General features: G+C 28.6%; 11 protein-coding genes. 3 read left to right on the top strand and 8 right to left on the bottom strand.

The genetic code is table 11. The features are described 5' to 3' along the window. Positions 1-73: 73 nt before the first annotated feature. From CRV01_RS08650 to CRV01_RS08680, 7 genes are all read right to left on the bottom strand, one after another. Complete coding sequence (locus tag CRV01_RS08650) at positions 74-3,172, bottom strand: type I restriction endonuclease subunit R (RefSeq protein ID WP_129007810.1); 3,099 nt, start codon at positions 3,170-3,172, stop codon at positions 74-76. Positions 3,173-3,314: 142 nt separating this feature from the next. After that, positions 3,315-3,863, bottom strand: a complete 549-nt coding sequence (locus CRV01_RS08655; protein WP_129007811.1) for a hypothetical protein — start codon at positions 3,861-3,863, stop codon at positions 3,315-3,317. Then, the gene (locus CRV01_RS08660; protein WP_129007812.1) at positions 3,860-4,552 is read right to left on the bottom strand and encodes a DUF3800 domain-containing protein; all 693 of its coding nucleotides are present in this window, start codon (positions 4,550-4,552) and stop codon (positions 3,860-3,862) included. Before CRV01_RS08660 ends, CRV01_RS08655 begins: the two co-directional genes overlap by 4 nt. Before the next feature lie 11 nt (positions 4,553-4,563). Continuing rightward, a complete protein-coding gene (locus tag CRV01_RS08665) occupies positions 4,564-5,661 on the bottom strand; it encodes an FRG domain-containing protein (protein ID WP_129007813.1) in 1,098 nt (365 codons plus the stop codon). Between the two features lies 1 nt (position 5,662). Further along, entirely contained in the window at positions 5,663-6,919 is a 1,257-nt protein-coding gene (locus CRV01_RS08670; RefSeq protein WP_129007814.1) for a restriction endonuclease subunit S, read from the bottom strand. Further along, positions 6,916-8,325: an RNA-binding domain-containing protein gene (locus tag CRV01_RS08675; RefSeq protein ID WP_129007815.1), complete on the bottom strand. Its 1,410-nt coding sequence runs from the start codon at positions 8,323-8,325 to the stop codon at positions 6,916-6,918. Before CRV01_RS08675 ends, CRV01_RS08670 begins: the two co-directional genes overlap by 4 nt. Continuing rightward, positions 8,312-9,826 (bottom strand): class I SAM-dependent DNA methyltransferase, encoded by a 1,515-nt coding sequence (locus CRV01_RS08680; RefSeq protein ID WP_129007816.1) that lies wholly within the window; start codon positions 9,824-9,826, stop codon positions 8,312-8,314. The genes CRV01_RS08675 and CRV01_RS08680 overlap by 14 nt, the downstream gene beginning before the upstream one ends. A gap of 306 nt (positions 9,827-10,132) precedes the next feature. Between CRV01_RS08680 and CRV01_RS13905 the strand changes: the two genes are divergently transcribed. The 3 genes from CRV01_RS13905 (at position 10,133) to CRV01_RS08695 (ending at position 12,525) form a co-directional block, all read left to right on the top strand. Then, the gene (locus tag CRV01_RS13905) at positions 10,133-10,363 is read left to right on the top strand and encodes an HNH endonuclease (RefSeq protein ID WP_309109209.1); all 231 of its coding nucleotides are present in this window, start codon (positions 10,133-10,135) and stop codon (positions 10,361-10,363) included. 220 nt (positions 10,364-10,583) lie between these two features. Beyond that, positions 10,584-11,180 (top strand): TetR/AcrR family transcriptional regulator, encoded by a 597-nt coding sequence (locus CRV01_RS08690; RefSeq protein ID WP_129007817.1) that lies wholly within the window; start codon positions 10,584-10,586, stop codon positions 11,178-11,180. Positions 11,181-11,190: 10 nt separating this feature from the next. Further along, entirely contained in the window at positions 11,191-12,525 is a 1,335-nt protein-coding gene (locus CRV01_RS08695) for an MATE family efflux transporter (RefSeq protein ID WP_129007818.1), read from the top strand. A gap of 39 nt (positions 12,526-12,564) precedes the next feature. Here CRV01_RS08695 and CRV01_RS08700 read toward each other — a convergent pair whose 3' ends face one another. After that, complete coding sequence (locus tag CRV01_RS08700) at positions 12,565-13,104, bottom strand: TetR/AcrR family transcriptional regulator (protein ID WP_129007819.1); 540 nt, start codon at positions 13,102-13,104, stop codon at positions 12,565-12,567. Between the last annotated feature and the right edge of the window lie 70 nt (positions 13,105-13,174).

The following is a 13,174-nucleotide window of genomic DNA, read 5'->3' on the forward strand; positions in this document are numbered from 1 at the left end:
ATATTAATTTTTCCTTGCATTTTATTCTCTTTTGATAAAAAAAGACTAAATTTTTAAAAATAAATATTTTCCTTTAATTATTCTCACAACTTAATTCAACCTGTTTTATCACTAAAGCTAAAGCTTCTACTGCATTGTCTGGTGGATATTTATATTTTTTAAGAAGTCTTTTTACTTCTCTTCTCATTCTAGCTCTTGTGTTTTCTTTGTATTGCCAATCTATTGTTTTAGAATTTTGTATTGTTTTTGTAAGTTCTACTGCTAACTCTTTTAAGACACTTTCATCCATAGCTTCTTTTACTGTATCAAACTTTGTCAATGCATCATAAAAAGACTTCTCTTCATCTGTTAGACCTAGTTCATTTCCTTTTAGAAAATCTTCCATCATATCTTTTGACATTTTTAAAAGTTCATCTATCACTTCTGCATTTGTAAGAGCTTTGTTATTGTATTTGTTCATCACTTCATTCATCAAAAATGAAAACTTTTCACTTTGAACTAAATTTGTTTTTTCATAAGCTTTTATCTTATTTGATAATAATCTTTTTAAAAGTTCTAGGGCTATATTTTTTCTTTTCATTGAAGATATCTCTTTTAGAAACTCTTCATTAAAAATATCTAACTCATTTTGTTTGATACCTAAGATATCATTTAGCTCCAATATAGAATCTTTTTGTATAGAGTCTTTTACTAAACTTAGAACTCTTTGGTTTATCTCTTTTAGATTAAACTCTTTCCCCTCTAGCTTATTTAAAGCACTTTTTACTGCTTTAAAATAAGCAATCTCTAGTTTCATATCATCATCAAGCATTGAGTTACAAAGTGTTTGGGCCGCACTTAATTCACTTACTTTTTTATTAAACTCTTTTTTTATATTTTCTTCACCATAGCTTTCTATTAAAACATGTTCTACTCCATCTCCAATAAGAGTTAATCTATCTTTATCACTTCCTGTTTTAAATCCATTATAATCAAAAGCAGAAAAAAGTTTTCTCAAGAAAGTCAGAGCATCTTCTAGCTTATGAAAAGCCGCATCAAGGTTTAGTTCAACTTTATCTATATCTCTTCTTGTATATGTTTGTAAAGCCTCTTTTAGTGAGCCCATAATTCCTATATAGTCAACTACAAGTCCACCTACTTTGTCTTTAAAGACTCTATTTACTCTAGCTATAGCTTGCATTAGATTGTGTGATTTCATAGGTTTATCAATATACATTGTACTCATAGAGGGCACATCAAAACCTGTAAGCCACATATCCACGACAATCACTATTTTTAATTCATCATTTATATCTTTAATTCTTTTTGCTAAATAAACCCTATCCTCTTTTGTGGTTTCATATTTTTTTAAAAGTTCATCATCACTTGCACTTGATGTCATAACAACTTTTATTTTCCCCTTATCCATATCATCACTATGCCAAGAAGGTCGAAGCTTTATAATTTGCTCATATAGATTAACTGCTATTTTTCTATTCATACAAACTATCATTGCTTTGTCTAAAAACTTTGGAGCAAGGATAATCTCTCTATCTTCATAATGTCTTACAATATCCATAGCTAACATTTCCAGTCTATGGGTATCTCCCACTATCTCTTCTAGCTTTGTAAATTTTCTTTTTGATTCATCAAGAAGCTCTATAGGAGCACCTTCATCTTCTAGTTTTTCATACTCTTCATCAATCTCATTTAAAACTTTTTCATCTAGTTTTAGTTTTGCAATTCTACTTTCATAATATATCTTTACAGTTGAGCCATCTTCTACAGCTTGAGTCATATCATAAATATCAACCTCATCTCCAAAAATTTCCCTTGTGGATTTATCACTATTTTCTATTGGTGTTCCTGTAAAACCTATAAAAGTTGCATTTGGTAAGGCATCTCTAATATGTTTGGCATATCCATAGCTTATTTTCCCTGTTTTTGTGTCAACCTTTGCTTCCAAGCCATATTGACTTCTATGGGCTTCATCTGCTATAAGTATAATATCTCTTCTATCACTTAAACACTCTATTTGTACCTCATCATCTTTTAGAGCAAATTTTTGAATTGTTGTGAAGATTATCCCTCCACTTTCTCTATTTAGCTTCTCTCTTAAATCATCTTTATTTTCTATTTGTATTGGTGTTTGTCTTAAGATACTGCTTGATTTTGAAAAGGTTGTAAATAGTTGCATATCTAAGTCATTTCTATCTGTTAATATTATTACCGTAGGGTTTTTCAAAGCTTGTATGATAGAGCTTGTATAAAATACCATTGAGAGTGATTTTCCACTTCCTTGTGTATGCCATACAAGACCTGCTTTTTTTGATTTTTCTAAGATTGAGTTTACAGTTGAATCTACTGCTTTTTTTACAGCAAAATATTGATGATAGGCACTTAATATCTTTGTACTTTTTACCCCATCTTCTACAAAAACAATAAAGTTTTTTATAATATCTAAAAGCCTACTTTTTTCAAACATTCCTAAAAGTAAAGTCTCTATTTGAATATGTGAATTTAATTTTACTCCATCTACACTTTTCCAAGCAGTAAATCTCTCAAAATTTGAGCTTATGGTTCCAACTCTTGCATTTACTCCATCACTTATCACCAGAAAAGCATTTGTATTAAATAAGCTTGGAATCTTTTGTTTGTACGTTTGTAATTGATTATAGGCTTTTTCACACCCTACTTTTTCATTTGACAATGATTTTAACTCAAAAACAATCAGAGGCAAACCATTTATAAATAGTATCAAATCAGGTCGTCTCTCATCAAACTCTACGATAGTAAACTGATTGACTATCAAAAATTCATTTTTTGAAATATCTTTAAAATCAAAAAGATATACCTTGTCCCCTTTGTCATTTCCATCTTTATCTTTATAGACAACATCCACACCTTCTACTAAATACTTATGAAAAGTCTTGTTATTTTCACTCATCATGGGTGAGTTTGGGTGAATAATTTGTTTGAAGACATCTTCTAAAACATCTTTTGAAATAGTAGGATTAATCCTTTTTAAGCTATCAAAGAACTTCTCTTTTAAAATAACTTCATGAAAATCATCCCTAGCACTCTCTACTGCATCTGGAGCTATATCTATACCACTTTTATACTCATAAGCTAAATCATTTTCAAAGATTTGTATCACTGCTTGTTCTAAATTATCTTCGTAAAAGTTATTCATTAGATTAAAACCCTTTCAATTATAGTAAAGTCCGTACTTAAGTAATCTTTAATCCCATATAAGTAATAATTCTTATGCTCATTTACCAAAGATGTAAAAAGAGATGGGGTGCTCGCCTGCCCAAACTGGCGACCATTTTTTATTAAATCCATGTTGACAATCCTAAATTCAAATCACCTGACTTTTCATATCTATCTTGATATGTCGATTTATTATAATTATCATCAATATAAAAAGCTGTTACTAAAAAACTGCTGTTTCTATTTAGTTTTTCAATGATTACAACATAATCATGCGATTTTGCCCAAATATACAAACGAAGTTTTCCTCTATTTTGACCTTCTGTCTCTCTATAAAAAAAAGCAAATATATTTTCTTCAATTTTATTAAAATTTTGTATTAGATATTTTATCCATCTTATTCTTTTTGCACGATTTTTATCAAATTTTCTTATTTTTTTTGTTTGCCAAGTTCTTCCTCTGGGAACTCTAACTTCTTTTTCTCTTGTTATCACATGCCAAAATATCTTAGGTTTATTTTTTTTCACTGAGTTCATATCTATATCAATATTATATTGATTATTTAAAACTGTTGTATTAGTTATAAAATCATCTTCAAAGTATTTGTATAAAATTTCTAAATTTTCCCTAACTGTTTTAGTACTATCATATTGAACTATAAGACTTGTCATCTACCGTATCCTGCTTGATGATGAAAGATATTAAACTTTGACTCTTCTCTTGATGTATTCAGTAATAAACTTCGTCCATGTTTTTGTTCTATATGGTCATAAATTTTATTTTTAATCTCACTTCTATGTTCTATATCTTCTCTTTTTTTGTATACAATTGCACCTATTAAAAAATCTGCTAACTGTAATAATACTGCTTCATGGGAACGAATCATTTGAAAATTTAGAATGATATTATGATGTTTTTTTGATACTAAATATTGTTCTAAGATCCTTAATTGTTCAGCTCCATTGGAGTCTTTATAGTCTGTATAAACATAATAATTATTGTTTACTTCTTGCATCGGTTCAAAAGCTAAATACATCAATTTATAATAAAAATTATCATGACTACCATCATTATAAGTTTTATGGTCGAATACAGTTTTATCACTTGTAATCGCACGAAATCTCAAAAAATCGCTTTCAAAGAAATAATCTATCAATGCCTTATAAAACTCTATCCCAGATGGGCTGACTTTAGTCCATTTTAGCTCATGAAAAGCATTATATTTATATTTTAAGTATTTAATATATCTAGTGGCTTCTGTAAATTTCTCTTTTTCACAAAAGATTGCTCCTCCACCCATAATATTTATCCCATCAAACTCTAAGTGGCATGTTTCATCGAAAAATACTTTATATTCCATTTTTATACCTTTTATAAAACTAAATCATTTATATTTTTTGGTATTTCTAAACTATCAATAAATTTATCAAATTTATCCATATCTAAAACACCTATTTCTTCATAGCCCAATAAAGAAAGTTTTTCTCTTGCTTTTGTTCTTGATATATCATTATTGACAATAAACTCATAAAGTGCTTTATTTTGAGGGAAATTTTCTTCTATATATTCTAAAACTTTTGTTTTATAATCTTTTTTCTCTTCTATCTCTACACTTACCTCTTCATAAGAAACTACTTTTTCTTTCTCACTCTCATTGTCTACATAGTTGTGTTTTAAGTATTTTGCTAAATGTTCTGGCTCAGGAAATAAGCTATATCTATTTATTCCTATTTGATCAAGTTCTTCAAGCAGTTGTTTTTTATACTCTTTAGGAATGATAATTCTATTTTCATCCCTTTTCACATCAAATTTTATTTTTTTATCATAACTGCCTTTATTTGAAAAAATAAAAAAATCTCCATCTTGTTTTATCACTCGGTTATTATTTTTATTACTTTTTACTAATGCAAACTCTTTATTAAGTATTCTCTCTAACTCTTTTTTTGAAAGCTCTATACCTAACTGCTCTTTTACAAAACTATAAAAACTATTTACTCCAAAATCATACTTTACTTTTGGAAGTAAAGAGATAATATCTACCTCTTTTTTATCATAATTTTCAAGTTCACTAAAAATATATACCGCTCCATCACTACATTTTTTGCAATCTTTCTTATCAGTACACTCTTTTTCACATTTTTGATGGGTAATACAAGCAAAATATAAAGCTACTAAAGAGTTTTTTGTGATATCTAAAAGTCTAGTTGGTAAGCCTTGATGTTGCATATATACAAGTTTGTCTATTACCGAGCTTAGTTTTGACATCTCATTGTAAAGGTTTCTTTCCATTTCATGGTAAAGATTGTGTTCATTGAACAGATGGTCTCGAAATACGCTTGGTACCAAATCCCAATGTGCATTGCTTTGACCTCTAAAATAGTTGGTATATTGTTTCTCTGCTGGTAATTCCAAACTTTTTATTTGCTCTTTGACACTTTTTAAATAATCCTCTACATGTTTTATTGTCATCTTATACCCTTATCTCACCACTTATAAGTTTTGGTAAAAGTGCATCTCTTTGTTGTTTTAATATTTGATTTTGTTGTTGATTTTGTTGTATTTGTTCAAAAATTGGTTTAACAATATGTGAAAACTTTTCACATATATTTTTACTTATTGGAAAACTCAATTCACGTATAGCTTTCAATGATAAATTTTTAATTGTAGTTCCATTTGCATAATTAAAAAGGTACTGTTTAAAATAGTCACTTTTGAATAAACAAGCTATAAAAACTTTATAATAATTCTCTAAAACATTTATATAACATACACTTTTACTAAGAAATATTTTTTCTTCATTATAAAAAGCAATATTTCCTAATGTTCCATTTATTGATAAAAAAATAGTATTTTCATTTAATTCTTTTTTATACTTTTCATATTCTTCTTTATTTGTTCTTTTTGTTTTTTGATCTATTTCAATCATTCCATTGACTAAATTATTACCATTAATAAAAAAATACTCTCCACCATCTATATACTTTGGAGTGCCATGTAGTCCATCTCCTATTTTTGATGATATACTTTTTAAATCTAAAACTTCCCAATTAATAGGTATTTCTCCCAATTCACTTGGTTTCATATCTCCGCCACTATCTTTATAGGGTTTGCCTTGATTATTTGGAAAATTGAAGTTTTCAAACCACTCTTTAAAAAGTGCACTTGCCATCTCTTCTAGGGTTTGGTTGATTTGATTATTGATTTCTATTTTATCATCAAAGGCAGATAAAATATCTGCTATTCTTTTTTGTTCATTTATATCTGATGGTATTTTTATTTCAAAATTTTTTAATGTATTTCCTGAAACTTCTTTAAATGTAGAACCACTTGCAATCTGTTCTAAGTCATCTTTTTTACTTTTTAAATAATAGTATATAAAGATATTATCAAGTTTATCTTTATTACAAACTAAGTTTTTAAACCCTTGATTTGTAGATAATTCACCTTCTGCAATTGCCAAATAGCCTATTGGTGCACGTGAAGATAAAAGAACAGTACCTTTAGGGAGAAGTTTAGCGGAAGATTTTTCTAATCCAAGAACTGTAATATTTCTAGCACCATTTTTTATGTATTTTTTTGTATATCCAGATAAATCTTTAGGGGTAATCCAGCCTATCTCACCATTATAAAATGCTTCATTCTTTGTAGAAGGAGTACCCCCACTAACTACTTCACTTACATCTGAGATTTTTACTTTTTCCCACCCTTGAGGCAATTTATTACTCATTTTGCCACCTTATAATAGGTACTTCTACCACTTCCACATCTTTTTAATATTTTTTTATCTTCCACAAGTGTTTTTAAAATCTCATATACTTTTGTATTTTGTAGTCCTGTTAACTCTACAGCTTCTTTTCTTGTAATTTTTTGATTATCTAAAATATAAATTAAAATAGTTTTCTCTTCAATAGTTAATCGTTCGTAATCGTTCGTAATCGTTCGTAATCGTTCGCAATCGTTCATTTCTGGCGATATTCGTTCGTATTCGTCCATTTTTATATCTTGTGGACGATAAAACTCCACATCTACAAAGTCATTTTTCTCTTCTATCATTGGCTCTTTTAAATCACTTTCAAGACAAAGGTTTTTTATCCTTTTTATGCCACTTCCCCACTGTTCTATTAGTCCCAACTCCTTAAAAATATTTGCTAATACTTTGTTTCTAGTCTCACTTCGACCATTTTCTATATCTTCTTTTGTGATAGTGTTTGGGAAACTTCCAGGACTTACAATATTTACAATATCATCATAAATTCCTACTTTTATATCCCTTCCACTATTGGTATAGTCCCTATGAATAAAAGCATTTATCAAAGCTTCTCTTAGAGCTACAAGGGGTATCTCATATGTATCTGTTCTTTGAAGTGCTTTTATCTCACCTTTTAGATTTATATGATTTAGTATAAAGTTTTGTGTATTTTCAAGGTTTGAGAAGATATCACTTTGGTACTCCTTTTTATCTATAAACATATCCATAGTGACACCCTTAAATCTTGCACACTTTACACTAGTGTGAGAAAAGGCTCCAAGGATGATAAGCAATGCATTTGTAGCATAGGTTTTATTTGACTCTTTTTTGATAAGTTTTAGGTTCTCCAACTTTTTCTCATCTAAAGTTTTTCCTACACTTTTAAAACTCTCATATAGTGGTGTTAAGTCTAAAGATTCAAACTCAATCTCATAATTTACCTCTTCATCAAAACCTATATTTCTTTTTTGTCTCTCTAGTTCAAGGATATTTTCATACTCTGCTTTTCTATTGCTTGCACCTACTCGTATGTAAGTTCCTTGATTTTTACCTTCACTTTTTAGATAATAGGGCAAAAGATTTCCCCTAAATACTTCTACTACTAAAAGAAGTTTTCCTTCACAATTTACAGTATAGATTTCAGGAATAATATTTGGCGTACAGTTATCATAGATAATAGAAGCTATTTTATCTTGAAGTTCAAAGATATTTTCCTCTTCTATTCCTACAATATTTCTATCATCATCTACTCCGATGATAAGTTTTCCTCCCGCTGTATTGGAAAATGAGATTACTGTTTTAGCTATTTTTTTATTTTCTGGTAGTTCTTGCTTAAACTCTAAAGTCTTACTCTCTCCTAAGGCTATCTGCTCAATTAATCTCATAGCCTAAGCCTTTTAGATTCTCTTTTATCTGTTTTTCTAAAATATTTGACTTCTCAAACTGCTCTTTTAGTTGAGTGGATAATTTTGTCATCTTCTCTTCAAAAGGGATACCATCATCTTCTTCCTTCGCTATTCCCACATATCGCCCAGGAGTTAATACATAATCATGTTTTTGTATCTCTTCAAGGCTTGCACGCTTGCAAAATCCTTTTATATCTTTATAGTTTCCCTCTTTGTTTTTATATGCGTGATAAGTGTCTGCTATGGATTTAATCTCCTCTTCACTTAACTCACGGTGTTTTCTTGTAACCATCTCTCCAAGATTTCTTGCATCTATAAAAAGTGTTTCACCACATCTATTTCTATAGTTTTCATGGGATTTATTTTGAGAAAGTATCCAAAGACATACAGGAATCCCTGTAGAGTAAAAAAGCTTATCAGGAAGAGCAACGATGGCATCTACCTTGTCATCTTCTATCATAGCCCGTCTAATAGTTCCTTCATTTGAAGTATTTGAGCTAAGACTTCCATTTGCAAGTACAACTGCACCTAGTCCTGCTCTACTTCCAAGGTGAGTTAGAATGTGAGAGAGCCAAGCATAGTTTGCATTTCCAACAGGGGGAATTCCCCATTGCCATCTATCATCTTCTTTAAGTCTTTCTCCTCCCCAATCAGAGATATTAAAAGGGGGATTTGCCATAGCAAAATCTGCTTTAAGATTTTTGTGCAAGTCGTTGTGAAAACTATCTGCATGGTGAGCACCAAGATTTCCATCAAGACCACGAATAGCCAAGTTCATTTTACACAATCTCCAAGTAGTAGGATTGCTCTCTTGCCCATATATTGATATATTGTTTATATTTTGAGAATGCTCTTGAATAAATTTTCCAGACTGGATAAACATACCACCACTTCCACAAGCAGGGTCATACACTCTTCCTTTATATGGTTCTATCATCTCAACAATAGTTTTTACAACAGAAGTTGGAGTATAAAACTCACCCCCTGTAATATCCGCAAAAGCATTTAAAAAGTATTCATATACTCTACCCATCAAATCTTTTTCATCATGATATTTTGCAGATACATTTGTAATCAAAGTAATAAGCTCACCAAGTTTTGTTTTATCTAAATCTGGTTTTGCATATCTTTTGTCCATCACACCTTTTAATGAATTGTTCTCTTTTTCTATTTGCAAAAGAGCATTGTCTACTAGTTTTCCTATTTCCGGTGAATTTGCATTATCTCTTAAAACTTGCCATCTTGACTCTTTTGGAACCCAAAAAATATTATCCATGATATATTCATCTTTATCTTCCTCAAAACCATCACCCTCTTGTACAAGCTTTTCATAACGTTCATTAAATTTATCAGAGATGTATTTTAAGAAAATCAGCCCTAAAACAATATGTTTATACTCTCCTGCATCCATATTGTTTCTAAGCTTATCAGCCATTTTAAAAAGTTCTTTTTCAAATCCTACATTTGCAGTAGTTGTCATATATTTTATTCCTAAATTTTCATAAATAATTTTTAGTAATAATTTTATCGAATATTATATTAGGTATTTGTTATAATGCTTATATGAAAACCAATACTTTAAATAATGCCATACTAAAAAGCCTTGAAGAGTTAAATAAACCTTCTACTCAAAAGAAGTATGTAAGCATATTCTCTTAAATAACTATTATGAATTTGGGAATGCAAAAACACTTTAGAAGAAGGAAAATTTAAATACAGACGACATCTTGTAAGAGAAAGAAACTCAAAAATTATAAAACTTGCAAAAATAAAATTTAAAAAAGAGATAGGAAAATTATATTGCGAAGTTTGTGGATTTGACTTTGAAAAAACCTATGGAAAAATCGGAACAGATTTTATAGAAGGTCATCACAATATTGGTGTTTCAGAGTTAAAAGAAAATCAAAAAACAAGAATAGAAGATATCTCTCTTGTATGCTCAAACTGTCATAAAATGTTACATAGAAGAAAGCCTTGGTTAACTGTTGAAGAATTAAAAGAGTTTATAAAACAGTAAAGAAGTATTTTACTTCTCCACTAATTTATACATAGACTCAATCTCATAAATTGTTTCTAAAAGAAGAATATAATTTATTCTTTCATCATTTAATAATAAAGTTAAAACATTTGACAATATATTTAATTAAGAAACATCACTTATATAACAAATCGCTAGTTTATTTAATGTGAAGCATTCAACTGTATAATTAGACCACCAGTTTATAAAAGGGATAATTATGCCAAGAATGGTCAACAAAGAGGAAAAAATTGATTATATTTGTGATGAAGCTTATAATGCTTTTGTTGAAAATGGAATTGATAAATTTTCATTAAATAAATTTATTACTGACATTAAAATGTCAAAAGGACAGTTTTATCACTATTTTTCTACAAAAGAACAACTAATTTACCAAGTTATGTCAAAAAAATCATTTGAACTGATGAATAAGATAAAAGAAAAATATAAATATGAAGAGAGCTATATTAATAAAATCAATTTAATTTTTGAAATATACCTCAATGAAGATAAACCATACGTAGATTTAAGAAAATTGTATATCAATACTTTGCATATGTATATTACTTCAGATGACAAGGAAATAAAAGAATTCAACACTAATTTATACAAAACAATATTTAAATATTTAGAACAACTCTTTGATGATGAAATTCAAAAAGGTAATTTCCAACCAGAGTCAAAAAATTTAGCAAAAGCTTTATGTTCTACAGCAGATGGAATGTTTTTATTATCAGTAATGATAGAAAATTATGATTTAAAAACCGAATTATCAAACTACTTTTCAGAAATTGAAAAGTTATCAAAAAAATATTAAAAGAATCGATATGAACGTAACAAAAGCTAAAATATCATCAATTTTTTTTCAATACTCGATACCTTCGGTATTAGGAATGTTGGCAATATCATCTGCAAGTATAGTTGATGGCTTTTTTATAGGGAATCATGTAGGTGATAGTGGACTTGCTTCAATCAATATAAGTTTTCCTGTTTTCTCTTTTTTATTTGGATTTGCATTGATGTTATCAGTAGGTAGTAGTGTTGTTGCAGGGAAGCTTATTGGGGAAGGAGATCTTTACAATGCTTCAATTGTTTTTAGCAAAACAATTATAACAATTTCTCTTTTTAGTTTTTTAACTTGCACTGTTTTATATTTAAATATCGAAACCCTATTGCGTCTATTGGGTGCTAATAAAGAGTTGACACCCATTGCTATAGAGTATTTATCAGTTATGTTGATATTTATTCCTTTTTTAATGATAGGTGTAGTCTTTGACTATTTTGTAAGAGTTGACAATAGACCAAATCTTGCCTTTATAGCTTTACTTTTAAGTGCTCTTATCAATATTATTTTAGATTGGTTTATGATTGTATATTTACAAAAAGGTATTTTTGGTGCAGCATTAGCAACTGGTCTTTCACAGATGGCTTTACTAATCATTCTTTTACCACACTTCTTTTCAAAAAAAGCAACTTTAAAGTTTGTAAAACCCATAGGAAATTATACTCAAATCATCAAAGCCTGCTACAATGGAACATCAGAGTTTGTCAATGAAATATCAGTGGGAATAACCACTTTGATTTTTAACTATGTGATGATAAAAAATTTTGACATAGAAGGTATTGCAGCATTTACTGTTATTAATTATCTTTTAATGATTGGTATTATGATAAGTTTTGGTATTAGTGACTCTTTACAACCGATTATCAGTAAAAACTTTGGTGCAAAAAAATATACAAGAATAGATGAGTTTATAAAACTGGCTTTTATATCTACAAGTTTAGTAGGAGTTGTTATGATAATATTGATACTCTTATTACCTGAAACTTTAGCTAATATTTTTTTAGTAGATAGTAATTTAGATACTAAACAAATTGTTTTAAATTTTACAAAATTTATATGGATAGTTTTTCTTTTTGATGGGCTTAATCTTGTAATATCATCTTATTTAACAGCCATGCATAAACCTTTGGCTTCAATGATTATAGCACTCTCTCGAAGTCTTATTTTTCCAGTGTTTTTTATACTTACTCTACCTTTTGTATTTGGTGACAATGGCATATTTATGGCTATTCCCTTAGCAGAAGCATTCACTTTTGTAATTGCAATTATACTGTTTAGAAAATTTAGTCCAAAAAAATTGCTTAAAAAAGATGTGTGAGTTAAGATAAAATATTATAAAAATAAAACTAAATTATTTTTACAATAAAAAAGTTTTTAAATCTTCAAAAACCTCTTTTTGTTCTTTATCTGATAGTTTAACGTAGTTTAAATTCATTGCTGTAAACATTACTTCAGAAAATAAAAAAGCCAATCTTAATTTTCTACCTTCTTCTGTGTTTGTATCAATTGATTTTAAGGCACTACTGTGCCACTCATGTAGCCCTTCAAAAACAGATTTATCTTGTAGAAGAATAGTAATAACTTTAGATATTTTATCAAATTCTTTAGTACTATTGTATTTTGAAATATATTCAATATGTGCTTTTAACTCTGAATATTTTGAGTCATCACTTTTTGATAAGTTTTTTATATGCTGGTTGTATTCATCTTCATTCTTTTCTAAAACAGCTTGAATCATAGCTTCTTTATTTCCAAAAATATATTGAACTCCACCTATTGAAATATTTGCTTTAGCTGCTACTTTTCTAATACTTAAACCTGAAAGACCCTCACTTAAAATAATATCTTCAAGAATACTTATTAATTGACTTTTATCTATTTTATTCTTTTTACTCAAATTTTTCCTTTTCATTTTTATATTATTTAATAAAAAATTAAGACTTCTTTAAATAGTATTCTTCAAATTA

The organism is Arcobacter sp. CECT 8983 (assembly GCF_004118855.1).
GTDB lineage: Bacteria > Campylobacterota > Campylobacteria > Campylobacterales > Arcobacteraceae > Halarcobacter.